Here is an 18124-nt window from a genome sequence, read left to right as displayed (position 1 = left end):
GGACGGTGTTCGTGGCGCAGCTGTGCCGTGCCGCGCCGCGCCGCGCCGGGCAAGGGTCGGGCCGGGCCGCGCCGGGCAAGGGTCGGCGTCATGACCGGCTGTGCCCCGCCGGTGACCATTGACGCCCAGTGTGCGGCGGTCGTGGCCTGGCCCCATGACGTCAACCAAGCGCGATCAGGCGCTGGCTTCGTATACGTGGCTGCGCTCGGGGTGGCTCGCGGAGGTCGGTGGTGCTGGGGTGGGGGCGCCAGGGTCAGCCGTCGATCTTGTAGAGGATCACGTTGCCTTGTTCGGTGCGGGTGAGGCCCAGGCCGTCGATCGGGGCGTCGATCGCGTGGGCGTAGGGCGAGCCGACGGCGTGGTCGCGGAGCACGACCACCGTGCGGATCTGCAGCTCGCGCAGTTGCGTCACCGTTGCCTCGTCGGGGAACTGCTGCAGGTTGAGGCGGAGGGTCTCCTGGTCGTCGGGGGTGAAGCCGCTGCCGCCGTTGATCATCTTGGGGAAGCCGTCGGTGCTCCACAGCATGACGTTCATGTCGAACAGCTCGTTGGTGGGCAGCACGACCAGCGGGCCCTGCAAGGTGCTCATCGCGATCGGCGACGTCGGCACCTCCGGGTTGGGGCCGGGCTTGTGCACGCCTTCGGCCAGCACGAGGACCAGCGGGATCAGGGTGACGATCCGCCACACGCCGGCCTGGGTGCCGACGTCGGAGTGCGTCCGGTCGGCGAACAGCTCGACGGCGCGCTCCGTGAACGCGCTCACCGCGCCGCCCGCGAGCAGGGCCAGGAACAGTGTCACCCAGACCATGAGCCGGCCGGAGGTGCGGATGCCCTCGAAGCCGGGCAGCCAGCGGTACAGCGCCATGTAGCCGATCTCGCCGCCGTCGGGGCCGTGCGAGCCCATCGCGAGCATGGTCGTCACCACGACGCCGAGGCCGAGCAGGACGCGGTGCTGCAGCCGCCACACGGAGACGAACAGCCCGACGAACGCCAGGCCGTAGAGGAAGAAGCCCGGCAGCAGCGCCATCTCCGGCGCCCAGCCGAGGGTGGACCGGGCGTTGGCATACGCGTCGCCCCACAGCCACGACTCCGGCGGCGAGATGAAGAAGCCCTTGAGCGGCGGCGAGAACAGCGAGATGATCTCCGCGCTGCGCTTGGCCTCGGCGTGCTGCTTGAGGACCTGCAGGTAGGGGTAGGCCATCATGGCGCTCACCGCGGCGAACACCACCCCGCCGCCCAGGTTGGTCAGCAGCAGCTTCCACCCGAAGGGCCGGCGGTCGGCGGGCCGCCGCACGTGCCGGTAGCCCCACATGACGGCCGAGACCAGCACGATGATCAGCAACGCATACGCGAACGGGATGCCGATGCCGAACCCGAGGCTGATCTGCCAGGCCGCGACCAGCCAGCCGGCGAGCACCCAGCCCCATCGCCGCTTGTCCGGCTCGTAGCCGCGCCGCAGCGAGAACCCGTGCCCGCGCGCCAGCATCGCCAGCGCCAGCGCGATGCCGCCGATCGACAGCACGTGCAGGTGACCGGCCTGGCCGAGGCGCCACGGCGCGTAGGCGAACGCCGCACCGGCCACGGCGGCCCCGGTCCGCCCCGCCCCGAGCTGCCGCACGAGCGCATAGGCGCCGAAGAAGGCCAGCGCGAAGATCAAGACAAAGATGATGTTGTACCGCACGAGCGCCGCCATCTGCCCCGACCCGATCATGCCGGCCGGCGCGTATCCGAACAGGGTGTCGGAGAAGGCGTAGCTGTACTGATCGGGATAGAAGGCGTTGGCCTGCCACAGCCGCAGCGGGTCGGTCGTCAGGATGTGCCCGGCCCAGGACATCTGCCAGGCCTGTAACGTCGGGTCCCAGATGTCCTGGGGGATCGTGCTGGCCGGATGCCGCAGCGCCGGCCAGGTCATGACGACCGCGAGCGCCACCGAACCGAGCGCCGCGAGGGTCCACTCGTGCGCGAAGAACCGCCCCACCGCGGCCCCGACCCGGGCGGCGACGCGCCGCGCCCGCCCCGGCACATACTCGGGCTCGGGCGCGAATGCGGAGAACGGATCCCCCGGCGCCTCCGATTCCTCGCCGCCCTTTACGCCCGCTTTGTCCGTATCGCTGGCCGCCTCGACCCCTGCAGCGGCGTCGGCTCCTGCCCCCACGGCGGTCTCGGGCTCAGCGTCAGCGGCAGGCTGAGCGTCGGTGGCAGGCTGAGCGTCGGTGGCGGGCTCGGCCTTCGCGGTGGTCTTGGCCGCGCGGCGAGCACCGCCGCGGCTGCCGCGACCGCTCGCCCGGCCCGGTGCGCCACCGTCGCCGCGGTGGTCGTCCGCCAAGGCCGCTGCCGCCTCCGCCTCCGGCTCCGTGTCCTCCGGCTCCGCGCCCTGCAGCTCGGCGTCAGGCAGCACAGCGTCAGGCAACACAGCGTCAGGCAGCCCCGCGTGCTCCGGCTCGGCGTCGGTGGCGCCGCTCGCGGTGCGGGGGCCGTCCGTCTCCTCGTCCACCCTGCCGTCCTGCTTGTGGTGGCCGTCCGCCCCGTTGGGATTCTCCCGCGTGGACGGGTGGGGCTGGGCGGTTCGGGGGGCATCTCGCAGTACCGAATCCGGAGCAGGCTCTTCCGACGAGGGCTCCTCGGACACCGTCGGCTCCGACGAAACGTTGCTCACGCCAGCCGCTCCCGCAGGTAGGTGATGTCGGCGCCCTGGCTCTCGGCGCCGCCCGGTGTCTCCACGAGCGCCGGTGCCCCGGCGGCCCGGATGACCGCCACGATCAGCTCCGGGTCGATCTCGCCCGATGTCATGTTGTCGTGCCGGTCGCGGCCGGAGTCGAACTCGTCGCGCGAATTGTTCGCATGGATGAGGTCGATGCGGCCGGTGATCGCCTTGACCCGGTCGACGATGCCGAGCAGGTCTTCGCCGCCGGCGTGCGCGTGGCAGGTGTCGAGGCAGAAGCCGACCTCGTAGTCGCCGATCGCGTCCCACAGCCGGGCGAGGTTGTCGAGGCGGCGGGCGCAGGCGTTGTCGCCGCCGGCCGTGTTCTCGATCAGCACCGGCGTGGCGAACCCGCCCTGGTCGGCGGCGTAGGCGAAGGTCTTGCGCCAGTTGTCGAAGCCCGCGCTCAGGCCCTCGGCCTTCTCGACGTGGCCGCCGTGGACGATGAGGCCCTGCGCGCCCACCTTCGCCGCGCCGGCCGCATGGCTGAACAGCAGCTTGCGGCTGGGGATGCGGATGCGGTTGTTGGACGACGCGACGTTGATCCGATACGGCGCGTGGATGTAAACGCCGACCTCGGCCGCACGGATCGCCTCCGCGTCATCGCGGTCCGTGGGGTCGGTCCAGCCCTGCGGGTCGGTCAGGAAGAACTGGATGAGGTCCGCGCCGCGCGCGGCTGCCTCGGCCAGCGGCTCAGCGGGGTCGACGTGAGCACCGATTCGCATGCCGCAGAGCCTACGACGAGGGTACGACACTTCGCTCGACCCGTCTCCGAGCGGCGACCGAAGCGTCCGGAATGCGCGGCTTCCGTCACCGTCCCGTCGATCGCGTCGTTACGCACGTAGCCGCCCGTGATCGCTTCGGCGAGCCGCGGGAGGCTGGCACAGCTCGATGGAACGACCCCCAAATCGATCCCCAACCCTGGATGGCTAACTTGTCCGGACACCGATCGGCAGTCCGCCTGGCGGCTACCGCCGCGGCACTCGCCGCCGCGGCCCTGACCGTGGCCGCCGGCCCGGTGAGCGCCGCCCCCGCCACGCCGACCGTGGAATTTACCGGCGGCAGCGTGCTGAGCCTGCTCGTGTGCAAGTCGGAGCCGAGCGCCGGCGACGTGTCGGTGCCGGCCGACTCGCGGGTCAACTTCGTCAACCGGCTCGGTCAGGATGCGTTCCTGAAGGTCGACGGCAAGTCGGTGGCCTCCGTACCGCCCAATCAGCAGGTGCCGGTGGTCTTCAAGAAGGGCCCGGTCGAGGTCGCGATGACCTTCGACTGCGGCGTCGGCGTGGTACAGCAGTTCAAGCCGGTCTCGGTCGGCGTGACCGCGCCGCCGGCCGCGCCCGCCGGGCAGAGCACGACGGGCCCGGCGAAGACGGCGCCGGCGAAGACCCAGGCGCCGCCGAACGGCCCCGCGGGCGCCGCGGCCGGCGCGGCGAACAACGTGATCACCGACCGCACCGGCGCCGCCGCCCGCGGTACGCGCACCGCCCAGGGTCAGACCGCCGCGCCGGCCGCCACCGACACCGCCGACGACCTGGGCACCGAGCCGATCGACCCGGCCCTGCTGGACCCGAGCGCCACGGCGGCGCCGGGCGTGGGCGTGGACCCGAGTGGAGCGGCCGACGACCGGGTAACGGTGGAGGAGCCGGTGGCCGCGAGCGGCCCGGCGCGCAACGGCCCGGCCGGCCTGCTGGCGCTCGTCGCGACGGTCTGCGTGGTCGGCGTGGGAATCGCCGCAATTCGGGCTATTATTGCTCAGCGGGCATCACGGACTAGCTTCGCTTAAGGTACAATTTCCATAGCTCCGCGGGGCGCCGTCATCCAACGCACCGGTGTGGTCGTTCCTCCCCAGGTCCCACCCAACGAAGCGGATGACGCGCCCCGCGGTCTTTTTCTGTCTTGACACCTCAGCGTGTACTCTGGTTCGGTCCATCGCCCTCTGCGTGGTGGACGACGCATGACCTCCTGCCGCGGATGGACCGCGGCCGCTTAGCCCGTAGGAGGTGAGAACGTCTTGCGTCATTACGAGATCATGGTGATCCTCGACGGCAGTCTCGAGGAGCGCACCGTCGCCCCGTCGCTCGACACGTATCTCAACGTGATCCGGACGTCGGGTGGCTCGGTGGAGAAGCTCGACGTGTGGGGCCGCCGGCGCCTCTCGTACGAGATCAACAAGAAGACCGAGGGTATCTACGCCGTCATCGACCTTCAGGCCTCGCCTGAGTCCGTGGCAGAGCTGGACCGTCAGCTGCGACTCAACGAGTCCGTGCTGCGCACCAAGGTCATCCGGCCCGAGGTCCGCTGACGCGGATTCGGGCGAGATCGATCTGCTTCGCCCGGCCATGCGTCGCGGGCGCGACGGGAAAACTGTCGTACCCCTGTGACATGGTGGCCATACACCAGCGCGCGAGGAGTTGACTCATATGGCAGCGGGAGATACCACGATCACGGTCATAGGCAACCTGACCGACGATCCTGAACTGCGTTTCACTCCGTCGGGAGCGGCGGTCGCCAAGTTCCGGGTGGCCTCGACCCCCCGGTTCATGGACCGCTCGACCAACGAGTGGAAGGACGGCGAGCCGCTGTTCCTGGCCTGCACGGTCTGGCGGCAGGCGGCGGAGAACGTCGCCGAGTCGCTGCAGCGGGGGGCCCGGGTGATCGTCTCCGGTCGGCTCAAGCAGCGGACCTACGAGACGCGCGAGGGTGAGAAGCGCACCGTCATCGAGCTGGAGGTCGACGAGATCGGCCCGTCGCTGCGTTACGCGACTGCCAAGGTGCAGAAGATGTCGCGCAGCTCCGGCGGTGGTGGCGGCGGCTTCGGTTCGGGCAACGGCGCCGGCGGCGGAGGCGGTGGTGGCGGCGGCGGGTACAACGACGACCCGTGGGCCAACGCGACCCCGGCCGGCGGCGGCAGCAGCAGCAGGTCGAGCTCATCCTTCGACGACGAGCCCCCGTTCTAATGGCATCAGGAGCAAGAGCAATGGCGAAGGCTGCGGCCCTGCGCAAACCGAAGAAGAAGGTGAACCCTCTCGACAAGGAGGGCATCGCCTACATCGACTACAAGGACACCGCGCTGCTGCGGAAGTTCATCTCCGACCGCGGCAAGATCCGCGCTCGGCGGGTGACCGGCGTGACCGCCCAGCAGCAGCGGCAGATCGCGCGCGCCGTCAAGAACGCGCGCGAGATGGCGCTGCTGCCCTACACCGCGACCACGCGCTAAGGGGGCGGGCCGACATGAAGATCATCCTCACCCAGGAGGTCAGCGGCCTCGGGTCCCCCGGCGACATCGTCGAGGTCAAGGACGGCTACGGGCGTAACTACCTGCTGCCGCAGGGCTTCGCGATCCCGTGGTCCAGGGGTGCCGAGAAGCAGATCGTGACGATCAAGCGGGCCCGCTCGGCCCGGGAGATCCGCGACCTCGGGCACGCCAACGAGGTCAAGACCCAGCTCGAGGGCCTCACCGTCCGGCTGTCCGTGCGCGCCGGCAAGGAAGGCCGCCTCTACGGCTCGGTCACCCCGGCCGAGGTCGTCGAGGCCGTGCAGAAGGCCGGCGGCCCGCAGCTGGACCGGCGCCGCCTCGAGCTGCCGGGCCACGTGAAGTCGGTCGGCGACTACAAGGTGCAGATCAAGCTGCACCCCGAGGTCGCCGCGGTCTTCACGCTGAAGGTCTCGGCCGCGAAGTAGTTACATGCAAAGGGGCCCCGGCGGATCGCCGGGGCCCCTTTCGCGTCCTCAGTAGAGCGGGACGGCGGCGGCGATCATGCCCTCCAGCTCGCGGGCCTGGGGCGAATCATCGGCGCTCCGGGCGATCTCGCGCAGGTCGGCGAGGCGCACCTCCGTCGCGTAGGGGCTGTTGCGCAGCACCTCGGCGAGGTAGGCCGCCGCGTAGCAGGTGCGCAGCGCGGGCGACGCCTCCGCGAAGGCCCCGTCCAGGGCGTCGACCGTCACCGGCTGGGCGAGCTCGCTCGGCTCCCGGGTCTTCGGGTCCTGCCAGCGCACCCGCACGTCGGCCAGGTGGCCCTGCGCACCCGGGCGCAGGTGCAGGGCATACAGCGCCGTGACCGCGTGTCCCGGGCCCACCTCGCCGCCGTCGACGCGGTCGTTGCGAAACGCCGAGGCCGACAGCGCGCGGTCTTCATAGCCGATCAGGCGGTACGACCGCACCGCCTGCGGGTCGAACTCGACCTGTGCCTTCGCGTCCAGCGCGCGCAGCGCCACCGTCGAGGGGAACTGCTGGACGAAGACCCGGTCCGCCTCAGTCTCGTCGCTGACGTACACGACGTAGCCGTCGCCCTTGTCGGCGAGCTGCTCCATGAACTTGTCGCCGTAGTCGCTGCCCACGCCGACCCCGAGCAGCGTGATCTGCTTCGCGGCCGCCTCCTGGATCACGCGGACCAGCGCCGAGGCGTCGGTCGTGCCGACGTTCGGCAGGCCGTCGGAGAGCAGGATGACCCGGTTCGTCGCCGATGCCCGGAACCCGTCGCGGGCCGTGTCGTAGCCCAGCCGCAGGCCCGCCTCCAGGTTCGTGCTCCCCGCCACCCGCAGCCGCCCGATCGCGTCATGCAGCGCGCGGCGATCCCGCACCGGCGTCATGGGGCGCAGCACCTCGGCCCGGTCCGAGTACGCCACCAGCGCCACCGAGTCGGCCGGCCGGAGCTGGTCCACCAGCGTGTCCAGGCCGTGCTGGACGAGGTCGAGCTTGCCCGGCTCGGCCATCGAGCCCGAGACGTCCACGACGAACGTCAGCGCCGCATCCGGCCGACCGGCATCCGTGCCGGCCTCGGTCTGCAGCCCCACCCGCAGCAGCCGGGCGTCGGCGCCGGCACCGCGATGCGTCTCGGGCAGGCGGGTCCCATCGGCCGTGATCGCGAAGCCGTTGCCGTTCGGTTGGCGGTACCCCTGATCGAACGCGTTGACGAACTCCTCCGGGCGGATCGTGCTCGCCGCCGGCCGCTGGCCCGACAGCAAGGTGCGCCGCGCGAAGCCATACGACGCCGTGTCGACGTCCACCGCAAACGTCGACACGGGCCGGTCGGCCGCCGCCACCTCTCCCGCTCCCTCGTCCGCGCGGTCGGCGGGTGCACCGGTCGCCGCCGCCCCGCCCGCGAGCCCATCCGGCATCGCGCCGGAGCCGTTGGCCGGGGCCGCCTGGTCCGCGGTACCGCTATCAGATTCCGACGCCGCGCTGCAGGCCGCCAGTGCGGTGGCGACGAGCGCCACGACGACGGCGAAGCGCAGATTTCGGCTGGCCATCATGCCTCCTCGAAGGTGTGTGGCCAGTCAGACGGCGGTACACCGCGGGCGGCTCCCGCCGTGACCGGACGGTGACCCGACAGTGATCGAACGTTAGAATTGCGTCTCGAGCACCGCGAACAGCACGGTCGCCACGCCCGCGCCCAGCACGGCCGAGGCGAACCCGATCGCGAGCGCCCGCCAGCCGGTCGTCAGCCAGCCGAGGAACATCGCGATGGTGATGCTGATCGCCATCGCCACGGCGATCTGCGGAACGATGTTGAACAGGTTGGTCAGCGCCTCGGTGCGCGGCGCGGGGCACGGCAGCCCGAAGGCATTGGTGCACCCCGGCCGCGGATCGGTCGACAGCGTCAGCGACCAGCCCGCATACGCGGCGATCGCCACCAGATACCAGCACGCGGTGGCGATGAACGAGCCGATGTAGACGCTGCGCTGGTCGGGCTCGTCCTCGTCGTCCTCGTAATCGTCGTCGTCCTCGAAGTCCTCCGGCGGCAGCGACCGCGGCGGGCGGCGGAAGTCGCCGCTGGGATCGCGCCGGGCCGGCGGATACGGCTCCGGGCGCCGCTGGTAGCCGCCGTCCCAGTCTTCGTAGTCGAGGACACGACCCTGGCCCGGGCGCCGATAGGGATCCGAGCGCGCCGGGAACGGCTCGATGCCGTAGTCCTCGTCATCGGGATTGCGCGGCTGAGGGACCCACCGCTCCTGCCGCAGATCCCACCGGCCGGTTTCCGGCACCTGGCGGTCGCGGCCGTCGCGTGATCTCTCCCACTCCGGGTATCCCACGGGCGGAGCGTCACCCGTTCGTGACCTTTTCGCCATCGGCCGTCCAGTCGGAAAATTTGCCTCCCTCTTTTTACCGCACACAGCCTGTGGATGGCGAATCGCCAGGTCAAAGACCATTTATTGGTACCCCTGGAAGCGTTGTCCACAGGCGTGTCCACAAGGTATCCCAAGGTCTGGCGGGTTCATCCACAGGTTGTCCAGAGGCTTGTCCACCGGCTAACTTTCATCGAACGCCAGTCGCCCCATACCGTTGCCCGGGCGCGTCGCGCGCCGGCGAGTTTTTGTCGTACCCCCGAGGTCTACTAGTCCTCGCAGGGGTGCGGCGTTGGGGGGCGAAGTGTCGGTCACCGATGACAGGCGAACGGATCCATGGGAGGGCGCGACGCCGGCCGAGCCGCGCGGCGGCCCTGACGCGGGCGGCGGTGGCGCACCCTCCGGGGGCGGCGGCTCGTTCGAGCGCACCCCGCCCCAGGACGTCGCCGCCGAGCAGAGCGTCCTGGGCGGCATGCTGCTGTCGAAGGACGCGATCGCCGACGTCGTGGAGATCCTCAAGACCCACGACTTCTACAAGCCGTCCCACAGCGTCATCTTCGACGCGATCCTCGACCTCTACGGCCGCGGCGAGCCCGCCGACGCCGTCACCGTCGCCGCCACCCTGACCGACGCGGGCCAGATCGCGAAGATCGGCGGCGCGCCATATCTGCACACGCTGATGACGACCGTCCCCACGGCCGCCAACGCCAGCTACTACGCCCGCATCGTCGCCGAGCGCGCCGTGCTGCGCCGCGTGATCGAGGCCGGCACCCGTATCGTGCAACTCGGCTACGGCGCCGGCGGCCCGGGCGGCCGCGACGTCGACGACGTGGTCGACCTGGCCCAGCAGGCCATCTACGACGTCACGGAGAAGCGGGTCAGCGAGGACTTCGCGGTCCTCGCCGAGATGCTGCAGCCCACCCTCGACGAGATCGAGGCGGTCGGCGCCCAGGGCGGCATGATGACCGGCGTCCCGACCGGCTTCAGCGACCTGGACCGCCTGCTCAACGGCCTGCACGCCGGCCAGCTGATCATCGTCGCCGGCCGTCCGGGTTTAGGCAAATCTACCGCCGCTATGGATTTCAGCCGGGCGGCGTCGGTGAAGCACAACATGGCCTCGGCGATCTTCAGCCTGGAGATGTCCAAGGTCGAGATCGTCATGCGGCTGCTCTCCGCCGAAGCCCGCGTGCCGCTGCACGTGCTGCGCTCCGGGCAACTCTCCGACGACGACTGGACCAAGCTCGCCCGGCGGATGGGCGAGATCAGCGAGGCCCCGCTGTTCGTCGACGACACCCCGAACATGAACCTCATGGAGATCCGGGCCAAGGCCCGGCGGCTCAAGCAGCGCCACGACCTCAAGCTCATCGTGGTCGACTACCTGCAGCTGATGACCAGCCCGAAGCGCACCGAGAGCCGCCAGCAGGAGGTCGCCGACCTGTCCCGCGGCCTGAAGCTGCTCGCCAAGGAGGTCGAGTGCCCGGTGGTCGCGGTCAGCCAGCTCAACCGCGGCCCCGAGCAACGCACCGACAAGCGCCCCCAATTGTCCGACCTGCGCGAGTCGGGATGCCTCACCGCCGGCACCAGGATCATGCGGGCCGACACCAACGCGGAGACGACGATCGGCGAGATCCTGCGGTCGGGCGCCCGCGACATTCCGGTCTGGGCGCTGAACGAGAAGCTGCAATATGTGTCGCGCACGATGACGCATGCGTTCTCGAGCGGACGCAAGGAGGTCTACCGGATGCGGCTGACGTCCGGCAAGACGATCGAGGCGACGGCCAACCATCCGTTCCTGACGTTCACGGGTTGGGTCCCGCTTGGCGACCTGGCGGTCGGCGGGCGGGTGGCGGTTCCCCGCCACGTTCCGCCGCCGCTGGAGATCCAGCCGTGGCCCGAGCCCGAGGTGGTTCTCCTGGCCCACCTGCTGGGCGACGGCTCCTTCGTCCGGCGGCAGCCGATTCGCTACGCCAGCGTCGACGAGGCCAACCTGGAGGCCGTCTCCGAGGCGGCCCGTCATTTCGGTATCACCGCTGTGCGCGATGACTACGCGGCCGCGAGAGTCACCTCGCTGCGCCTTCCAGCGCCCTTCCGCCTCGCCCGCGGCCGGCGCGATCCGATCGCCGCGTGGCTCGACGGATTGGGCTTGTTCGGGCTGCGGTCCCATGAGAAGTTCCTGCCCGAGGCGCTGTTCTCGCTGCCGAAGGATCAGGTCCGGCTGTTCCTGCGGCATCTGTGGGCCACCGACGGTTCGGTGACGACCCGGACGGACGGAGGCAGCGGGCGCATCTGCTTCGCGTCGACGAGCCAGGCGATGCTCAACGGGATCTCGCGCCTCCTGCTGCGGTTCGGCGTCACGGCCCGGATCCGCGCCGTCACGCCGGGGGTGTATCGGCCGCAATGGACCCTGGACGTGTCCGGCCGCGATGACCAACTCCGCTTCCTTCGCGAGATCGGCGTCTATGGTGCTCGCGGCGCGGCGTGTGAGCGACTGCGGGCGCGGCTCGAGGTGACGCAGAGCAACACCAACGTCGATACGGTGCCGAAGGAGGTGTGGGGCTCGGTCCGCTCGATCCTGCTGGACCAGGGGATTTCTCACCGGGAGTTCGCCAGCGCCACGGGCACGCGGTTCGGCGGCAGCTCGATGTGGAAGCGCGCGCCGAGCCGGCCGCGCCTGGCCCGGATCGCCGCGGTCCTCGACAGCGCCGACCTCGATCTCCACGCCACGAACGACGTCTTCTGGGACGAGATCCGCTCGATCGAGAGCCTGGGTGAGCAGGAGGTCTACGACGCGACCGTCCCGGGCGCGCACAACTTCGTGGCCAACGGCATAGCGACCCATAACTCGATCGAGCAGGACGCCGACGTCGTGATCCTGCTGCACCGCGACGACTACTACGACAAGGAGTCACCCCGGGCCGGAGAGGCGGACTTCATCGTGGCGAAGCACCGTAACGGCCCGACGGACACGATCACGGTCGCGGCGCAGCTGCACCTCTCGCGGTTCGTCGACATGGCGATCTGACCGCGGCCCCGCGCCGGGCCCAACCGGTGGCCGGCACGGGCGGCCAGGCCGGGCGGCCAGCCGGCACGGGCGGGCGGAGCGGGCGGGCGGAGCGGGGCGACCGGGCCGGACCGCGGGCGCGGCAGGAGGGCCGGGCGAGGCGCGGCGCTGGGACGGGCGGCACGGGCGGGCCGGGCGGGCGGGCGGGCCGGGCGGGCGGGCGGGCCGGGCGTGGTGGGCTGAGCGGGGCGACCGGGCCGGACCGCGGGCGCGGCAGGAGGGCCGGGCGAGGCGCGGCGCCGGGAGCGGAACGGGGAGGAGTGGGGCCTGGCCCGGTGGTCGCGGTGGGCCGGGCGGGTCGAGCGGGGGCCGGCCCGGCGGTGCGGTTCGGCGAGGCGAGGCTTTGCGCCGTGCGCCTCATCGGGTGTCTGCCGCTAGCACGGGGCGTGGCCCTTGGCCGGGTCGAAGGGTGTCGGGCCGCGGGCGATCGAGGGGCGCTGGACCGAGGGGTGCCGGGTCGACCGGAAGTCTCCGTGATCATGAGGTAGGTGGGCCGCGTAATGGGGTTTTTCGTGATCACGGAGTGGAAATGTACCTATGTGTACATAATCTCTCCGTGATCATGGCAAAGGCGTGGTGGCAAGTGGTGGTGTGCATGATCGTGGAGAGTTTTAGTAGTTCAGGGCGGGGTCAGGCCAAGAGGCGGGTCACGTCCGTGTCGGCTAGTTGGTGGAAGTCGTCGTAGTAGCGGCTCACGGCGCCGAAGTCGGACTCCGACAGTGGGCAGATCACCTCGTCGGCCAGGTGGGACAGGCGGGAGACGGCGGACGCGGCGCCGACCGGGGTGGCCAGGACCACGTGGGCGGCCGACAAGGTGCGGGCCACCGCCACCGCGGCGCCCGCCGTGGCGCCGGTGGCCAGGCCGTCGTCGATGATGAGGGCGGTGCGGCCGGTCAGGTCCAAGGGTGGGCGGCCCAGGCGGAAGAGGCGTTCGCGGCGGCGGAGTTCGGCCGTCTCGTGGCGGATCACCAGGTCGATCTCGCCGGGCTCCAGGCGGCCGGCGATCTCGTCGTTGAGCACCTGGACGCCGCCGGGGCCCAGGGCGCCGAAGGCCACCTCGGGGGCCCATGGGACGCCGAGCTTGCGGACCACCAGGACATCGAGCGGGATGTGCAGGCGGCGGGCGACCTCGGCCGCGACCGGGACGCCGCCGCGGACCAGGCCCAGGGCGATCGCGTCCGGGTGGTCGGCGTATCGGGACAGGCGTTCGGCCAGCACCGCGCCCGCTTCGAGCCGGTTGCGGAAGGTGTGCCGCACGCCCATATCTCCTGTCTACGCCGGGTGCGACGGTGGCGTCACCCGGTCGGTGGGTGCGTCCTCCCGCAGGGACCACCACAGGGCGAGGAAGGCGACCGGATACAGCAAGTAGCCGAACCGCGTGCTCGGCGTGAGCAAGATAGCGGTGGTGAGGCCGGCGGCGACGTACGCGGCGGCGGTGCCCGCGGTGTCCGGCGGGCGGCGGAGCAGGAGGAAGGCGATGGCGACGCCGGCGAGCAGGAGCAGGGCGAGGGCGATCGCGCGGCCGGCCGGCACGGCGGTGGCGATGAGGTGGCCGGGTAGCGGGGACTGGGCCGGGCTGGTGACCAGGCCGTGGCCGGCCGGGAAGCGTACGGCGTTCTCGATGTAGGCGTCGGCGTCGACGAGCAGCGCCGGCACGAGGGCCAGCAGGGGGATGCCGAACGCGGCCAGCGCGTACTGCGCGGCGCGGCGCGGGCCGGCCCGGGTGAACGCCAGGACCAGCAGCACGGCGGCGACCGGGAGGGCGAAGAGCTTGAGCGCGCCGGCCAGGCCGACAGCGACGCCGGCGGCGGTGAGCCGGGCGCGGGCGGCCAGGGCGGTGGCCAGCAGGCAGAGCGTGAGGACGGGCAGGTCGTCGCCGCCCGTGGCCAGGGTCAGGGTGCACAGCGGGAGCACCGCGACGGCCTGCGCCAGGCGGAGTGAACGGGCCGGGGCGGACACCGGGCGGAGCAGGCTCATGGTGTACCCCAGGCAGAGGACGGTGACCACCGCGAACCACACGCGCGCGTCGGTCCACCACGCCGGGCCGAAGGCGGCGCGCGGCAGGCCGAAGAGGGCCATGCCCGGTTGGTACGGCGCGTAGCCGAGCAGTCGCTCGCCGTCGGGCAGGGCGGCGATCGCGGTGTGGCCGAGGTACGGGGTGCCGGTGTGCGCGAGACGTTCGCCCATCCGCTCGACTACGAGGACCTCCTCCTGGGCGCGGTCGGTGCGCCCGGCCGCTCGCTGCACCGCCTCGACCAGCAGCGGGGCGAGGGCGGTGGCGGCGAAGACGAGGGGTACGACGCGGAGGCGGCCCAGTACGAGTACCGCCACCACGGCAACGGCATAGCCGATCCAGGCGATTTCGCCCCAGGCGCGGTGCGGCAGGAGCGTGGAGGTGAGGGCGGTGACGCCGGCGAACGCGGCGCAGAGCGCGTAGCCGGCGGCGTCTACGAGGCGGGCGCGCAGGTCGGTGCTGATCGCACCATTCTGGCAGGACGTCCTATGTCGAGCGCTCGCGGCCGGGTGGCTCGCCGCCCATGCTCATGCGGCGGGCGCGGCGGCTGCGGGACATGCGGATGACCGCGCCGGTGTCGTGCAGCGGGGTGGCGAGGTGGCCGTCGCCGCGGTCGAGGGCGGCGAGGAGCCGGTCGGCCGGCATGGCGCGGGCGAAGAGGTGGCCCTGGCCGGCCGGGCAGCCGAGCTCCCACAGTTGCCGCCGCTGCTCCTCGCGCTCCACGCCCTCGGCGACGATCAGCAGGTCGAGGCTGCGGCCGAGGTCGATGGTGGAGCGGACGACGGCGCCGGGGGCGGAGGCGTTCATGGCGGCGACGAAGCTGCGGTCGATCTTGAGCTCGTCGACGGGGACCCGGGCCAGGGTGGCCAGCGAGGAGAAGCCGGTGCCGAAGTCGTCGAGGGCGAGGCGGATGCCCTGGTCGCGCAGGGCGGCGAGGACCTCGTCGACGACCTCCAGCTTGCTCAGCGTGACCGACTCGGTGAGCTCGATGACGAGGGCGGAGGAGGGCACGCCGCGGGCGCCGAGGCGGCGGGCGACCGCGTCGGGGAAGGACGGGTCGAGCAGGCTGCGCGGGGATACGTTGACCGCGACCGGGATCTGGTGGCCGGCGTCGGCCCACTGGGTGACGGCGACGAGGGCCTGGTCGAGCACGGCGTCGGCGAAGGCGGCGAGCTGGCCGGAGCGCTCGATGGCGCCGAGGAAGCGGTCCGGCGAGAGGTACCCGCGGTCGGGGTGCTGCCAGCGGGTGAGCGCCTCGGCGGCGATGACCCGGCCGCTGGCCAGGTCGACGATGGGCTGGAAGTGGACGGCGAACTGCTGCTCGGCGACGGCGCGGGCGAGGTCGCCGCCGAGGGCGAGGCTGCCGATGTCGGCGGTGTCGCGGGCCCGGGCGTAGACGACGACCCGCTGGCCCTCCTGTTTGGCCTGGTAGAGGGCCACGTCGGCGCGGCGCAGCAGCTCGCCGACGTTGCCGCCGGTGGCGGTGGTGACGCCGCAGCTGGCCTCGACGCTGATGCGCATGTCGTCGAGCTCGATCGGCGGGGCGAGGGCGTCGAGCATCGCGTGGGCGCGCAGCTCGCCGAGGGCGGGGGCGCTCAGGCCGGTGAGGACGATCGCGAACTCGTCGCCGCCGAAGCGGGCGACCAGGTCGCCGGGGCGGGCGGCGGCGGTGAGGCGTTCGGCGACGGCGATGAGGACCTTGTCGCCCTCGGAGTGTCCGAGGGTGTCGTTGACCTCTTTGAAGTGGTTGAGGTCGATCAGCATGACGCCGACGACGCCGCCGGCGGAGAGGACCTCGTCGCCGTACTGCTGCAGGCGGCGGCGGTTGGCCAGCCGGGTGAGCGGGTCCTGGGCGGCGGCCCGGGCGTGGCTGTCGGCGAGGCGCTGGGTCTCGGCGAAGGTGGCCGCGTTGCGGATGGCGGTGCACAGCGCGGCGGTGAAGGTGCGCAGCGTGTACTGCTCGCGCTCGGTGAGCCCGACCGTCTCCGAGCCGCGGAAGCGCAGCCGCAGCTCGCCGAGGTCGGCGTCGCCGCGGTAGCTCTCCAGGGCGACCGGGATGACGAACCCGTCGGCGGTGGGCGCGTCGCCGGGCCGGCCGTCGAAGAGGATCCGCTCGCCGTTGCTGCGCACCAGGCGGGCGTCGCCGGTCGGCGGGTGGATCTCGACCTCGGCCTCGTCGGTGGAGAAGATGTCGGTGGCGCGGCGGACGGCGGCGTAGAGCACGGCGGTCTGGTCGACGGAGTTGAACTCGTCGGTGGCCTCGGCCAGGCGCTGCCACGCCTCGTTGACCTGCCGGGTGCGGACCTGGTTGGCCGCGGCCAGGTGGATGGCGTACACCAGCGGCGGCAGCACGAGCAGGAGCCACTCGCTGACCTGGTACGCCGCGACGGTGGCCAGGGCGACCGCGAAGAGCCCGAGCCGGGGGATCACCTGGGCGTTGACCTGGGCGACGAGGCGCTTGCGGTAGGAGGTGTGGGTGACGATCGCGAACAGCGCCTGCGAGATGATCTCGTCGGCGACGGTGTAGGCCAGGAATCCGACGAACATGCCGGGAATGACGCCGCCGACGCTCGCTTCGGGGCGTAACAAAATCGGTACGGTTCCCGCTGCTTCCGCAGCGAAGGCCGCGGCCGCGGCACATACCGTCTCTTTTGCCACGTTAAATGCGATTTTTACGGGTTCTGTGCGCCGGCGGGTGAGCTGATTGATCAGTTTCCCGCACACGACGCCGAGAATCAGCGGCGGCGCCGGCAGGAATGCGGCGGCGAGGGTGATCACGGCGGTGGTCGGCGATGTCTCGATCGTCGTCGCGCGGACCCGCACGCGGATCAGGATGAACCCGTTGCCGACCATGACGGCGACCAGGATCAGCATCGGCAGGAACTGCGCGCTGTAGGCCCCGACGTGCCACAACGCCCAGAGGTGAACGGATATCCCACCGACGACGACGGGACCAACAAGACGCCACAGGCGCTGGTTGGTCGCGTCGTCGGTTCGCGGTGGTTTCTGCATTGCCGTAGAAGGCCATCGTTGCCGATGGTGGCGTGTTGTCAACCCGCGGTGCGGGCTTAGCCCCAGTCGTGATCGCGCAGCATCTCTGCCCCCAAAGGTCATTCGAGATATCGAAGGTCATCGACGTCTCGTGCACTGAACGCAGCCTAGGGTGCAAAACGCAAGATGCTCAAGGCGATTTGTCGGTCGAATCATAGTTTGCGAACTATAGCGGGCTTTGTCACGATTTGGTGAGGCGAATGTGACGCTCCGTATAGCTGATTCGACCCGGCTATCCCTTAGGGTGCATGATCATCCGACCTTCCGCGCGGAGGGATTAAGCTCGCTGAGTGGCTCAAGAGCTGACCCATGTGGACGCTTCGGGCGCTGCCCGGATGGTCGACGTGACCGCCAAGGACGTGACCGCTCGGCGGGCCGTCGCGGCCGGATTCGTCCGTACCACAAGCGAAGTGGTGAACCTGCTGCGCGACGGAGCCCTGCCGAAGGGTGACGCGCTGGCGGTCGCCCGGATCGCCGGGATCATGGGCGCGAAGCGCACCCCCGACCTCATCCCGCTGTGTCATCCGATCGCCCTGCACGGCGTGACCGTTGAGTTGACGCTGAGTGACGATCGCGTCGAGATCGAGGTGGTCACCCGCACCGCCGACCGCACCGGCGTGGAGATGGAGGCGCTGACCGCGGTCGCGGCCGCCGGCCTCGCGCTCATCGACATGATCAAGGCGGTCGACCCGGCGGCCTTGCTGGAGTCGGTGCGGGTGCTGCGCAAAGAGGGCGGCAAGACCGGTCTGTGGGAGCGGTCGTGAGGGCGGTCGTCGTGGTCGCGTCCAACCGGGCGGCGGCCGGGGTGTATGCCGACACCAGTGGCCCGATCCTGGTGGCCGGCCTGCGCGAGCTCGGCTGCGAGGTCGGCGACCCGGTCGTCGTCCCCGACGGCCCGCCGGTCGAGGCCGCGCTGCGCGAGGCGGTCGCCGGCGGCGCCGACGTGGTGCTGACCAGCGGCGGTACCGGGATCACCCCGACCGACGCCACCCCGGAGATGACCCGCCGGGTGCTCGACTACGAGATCCCGGGCATCGCCGAGGCGATCCGAGCGGCCGGCGCCGCCAAGGTGCCGACCGCGATCCTGTCCCGCGGCCTGGCCGGCGTGGCCGGCCGCACGCTGATCGTCAACCTGCCCGGTTCGCGTGGCGGGGCGAAGGACGGCCTGGCCGTGCTGGGCCCGGTGCTGGCCCACGCCGTCGACCAACTGCGCGGCGGAGACCACTGACCG

Annotated in this window: 16 protein-coding genes; 9 read left to right on the top strand and 7 right to left on the bottom strand. The window is 71.4% G+C overall.

Features of this window, described 5'->3' with window-relative positions:
* Positions 1-253 precede the first annotated feature (253 nt).
* Both ACQPXD_RS56300 and ACQPXD_RS56295 read right to left on the bottom strand, forming a co-directional pair.
* Positions 254-2494, bottom strand: a complete 2241-nt coding sequence (locus ACQPXD_RS56300) for a hypothetical protein (RefSeq protein WP_432833465.1) — start codon at positions 2492-2494, stop codon at positions 254-256.
* Positions 2495-2652: 158 nt separating this feature from the next.
* On the bottom strand, positions 2653-3426 hold the full coding sequence (locus ACQPXD_RS56295) for a deoxyribonuclease IV (RefSeq protein WP_432833464.1): 774 nt from the start codon (positions 3424-3426) through the stop codon (positions 2653-2655).
* 200 nt (positions 3427-3626) lie between these two features.
* Between ACQPXD_RS56295 and ACQPXD_RS56290 the strand changes: the two genes are divergently transcribed.
* The 5 genes from ACQPXD_RS56290 (at position 3627) to rplI (ending at position 6382) form a co-directional block, all read left to right on the top strand.
* Entirely contained in the window at positions 3627-4484 is an 858-nt protein-coding gene (locus tag ACQPXD_RS56290) for a hypothetical protein (RefSeq protein WP_432833463.1), read from the top strand.
* A gap of 228 nt (positions 4485-4712) precedes the next feature.
* On the top strand, positions 4713-5003 hold the full coding sequence (gene rpsF, locus ACQPXD_RS56285) for a 30S ribosomal protein S6 (protein ID WP_033359943.1): 291 nt from the start codon (positions 4713-4715) through the stop codon (positions 5001-5003).
* A gap of 118 nt (positions 5004-5121) precedes the next feature.
* Positions 5122-5658: a single-stranded DNA-binding protein gene (locus tag ACQPXD_RS56280; protein ID WP_432833460.1), complete on the top strand. Its 537-nt coding sequence runs from the start codon at positions 5122-5124 to the stop codon at positions 5656-5658.
* 20 nt (positions 5659-5678) lie between these two features.
* On the top strand, positions 5679-5918 hold the full coding sequence (gene rpsR, locus ACQPXD_RS56275) for a 30S ribosomal protein S18 (RefSeq protein WP_223100246.1): 240 nt from the start codon (positions 5679-5681) through the stop codon (positions 5916-5918).
* Positions 5919-5932: 14 nt separating this feature from the next.
* A complete protein-coding gene (gene rplI, locus ACQPXD_RS56270) occupies positions 5933-6382 on the top strand; it encodes a 50S ribosomal protein L9 (RefSeq protein WP_432833458.1) in 450 nt (149 codons plus the stop codon).
* A gap of 48 nt (positions 6383-6430) precedes the next feature.
* On the opposite strand, the gene ACQPXD_RS56265 is transcribed toward rplI, so the two are convergent.
* Both ACQPXD_RS56265 and ACQPXD_RS56260 read right to left on the bottom strand, forming a co-directional pair.
* Entirely contained in the window at positions 6431-7954 is a 1524-nt protein-coding gene (locus tag ACQPXD_RS56265; protein WP_432833456.1) for a YfbK domain-containing protein, read from the bottom strand.
* 90 nt (positions 7955-8044) lie between these two features.
* Complete coding sequence (locus ACQPXD_RS56260; RefSeq protein WP_432833454.1) at positions 8045-8734, bottom strand: hypothetical protein; 690 nt, start codon at positions 8732-8734, stop codon at positions 8045-8047.
* 337 nt (positions 8735-9071) lie between these two features.
* On the opposite strand from ACQPXD_RS56260, the gene ACQPXD_RS56255 reads away from it, so the two are divergent.
* On the top strand, positions 9072-11789 hold the full coding sequence (locus ACQPXD_RS56255; RefSeq protein WP_432833452.1) for a replicative DNA helicase: 2718 nt from the start codon (positions 9072-9074) through the stop codon (positions 11787-11789).
* Positions 11790-12458: 669 nt separating this feature from the next.
* Here ACQPXD_RS56255 and ACQPXD_RS56250 read toward each other — a convergent pair.
* Genes ACQPXD_RS56250 through ACQPXD_RS56240 form a run of 3 tightly spaced genes read right to left on the bottom strand, consistent with a single transcriptional unit; the run spans position 12459 to position 16431 of the window.
* Positions 12459-13085 carry a phosphoribosyltransferase gene (locus ACQPXD_RS56250; protein ID WP_432833450.1) on the bottom strand — a complete coding sequence of 209 codons (627 nt, stop codon included), beginning with the start codon at positions 13083-13085 and terminating at the stop codon, positions 12459-12461.
* 15 nt (positions 13086-13100) lie between these two features.
* Positions 13101-14306: a glycosyltransferase 87 family protein gene (locus tag ACQPXD_RS56245; RefSeq protein WP_432844342.1), complete on the bottom strand. Its 1206-nt coding sequence runs from the start codon at positions 14304-14306 to the stop codon at positions 13101-13103.
* A gap of 22 nt (positions 14307-14328) precedes the next feature.
* Positions 14329-16431, bottom strand: a complete 2103-nt coding sequence (locus ACQPXD_RS56240; protein ID WP_432833448.1) for a putative bifunctional diguanylate cyclase/phosphodiesterase — start codon at positions 16429-16431, stop codon at positions 14329-14331.
* Between the two features lie 115 nt (positions 16432-16546).
* Between ACQPXD_RS56240 and ACQPXD_RS56235 the strand changes: the two genes are divergently transcribed.
* The 3 genes from ACQPXD_RS56235 (at position 16547) to ACQPXD_RS56225 (ending at position 18121) form a co-directional block, all read left to right on the top strand.
* Entirely contained in the window at positions 16547-16738 is a 192-nt protein-coding gene (locus ACQPXD_RS56235) for a hypothetical protein (protein ID WP_432833446.1), read from the top strand.
* A 490-nt stretch (positions 16739-17228) separates the two neighbouring features.
* A complete protein-coding gene (moaC, locus tag ACQPXD_RS56230) occupies positions 17229-17657 on the top strand; it encodes a cyclic pyranopterin monophosphate synthase MoaC (protein ID WP_432844340.1) in 429 nt (142 codons plus the stop codon).
* Positions 17642-18121, top strand: coding sequence for a MogA/MoaB family molybdenum cofactor biosynthesis protein (locus tag ACQPXD_RS56225; RefSeq protein ID WP_432833444.1), 480 nt, complete (start codon positions 17642-17644; stop codon positions 18119-18121). The genes moaC and ACQPXD_RS56225 overlap by 16 nt, the downstream gene beginning before the upstream one ends.
* The last annotated feature ends 3 nt before the right edge of the window (positions 18122-18124 follow it).

Origin of the sequence: Dactylosporangium sp. CA-092794, from assembly GCF_050948465.1 — a bacterium.
In the GTDB taxonomy this organism is placed as follows: Bacteria; Actinomycetota; Actinomycetes; order Mycobacteriales; family Micromonosporaceae; genus Dactylosporangium.
This window is presented reverse-complemented; position numbering and strand designations above follow the sequence as displayed.

Excerpts from the sequence above, each read along its gene's own strand:
- ACQPXD_RS56295 (WP_432833464.1), bottom strand. The coding sequence starts at position 3,426 with ATGCGAATCGGTGCTCACGTCGACCCCGCTGAGCCGCTGGCCGAGGCA.
- ACQPXD_RS56290 (WP_432833463.1), top strand. The coding sequence starts at position 3,627 with ATGGCTAACTTGTCCGGACACCGATCGGCAGTCCGCCTGGCGGCTACC.
- ACQPXD_RS56280 (WP_432833460.1), top strand. The coding sequence starts at position 5,122 with ATGGCAGCGGGAGATACCACGATCACGGTCATAGGCAACCTGACCGAC.
- rpsR (WP_223100246.1), top strand. The coding sequence starts at position 5,679 with ATGGCGAAGGCTGCGGCCCTGCGCAAACCGAAGAAGAAGGTGAACCCT.
- rplI (WP_432833458.1), top strand. The coding sequence starts at position 5,933 with ATGAAGATCATCCTCACCCAGGAGGTCAGCGGCCTCGGGTCCCCCGGC.
- ACQPXD_RS56265 (WP_432833456.1), bottom strand. The coding sequence starts at position 7,954 with ATGATGGCCAGCCGAAATCTGCGCTTCGCCGTCGTCGTGGCGCTCGTC.
- moaC (WP_432844340.1), top strand. The coding sequence starts at position 17,229 with ATGGTCGACGTGACCGCCAAGGACGTGACCGCTCGGCGGGCCGTCGCG.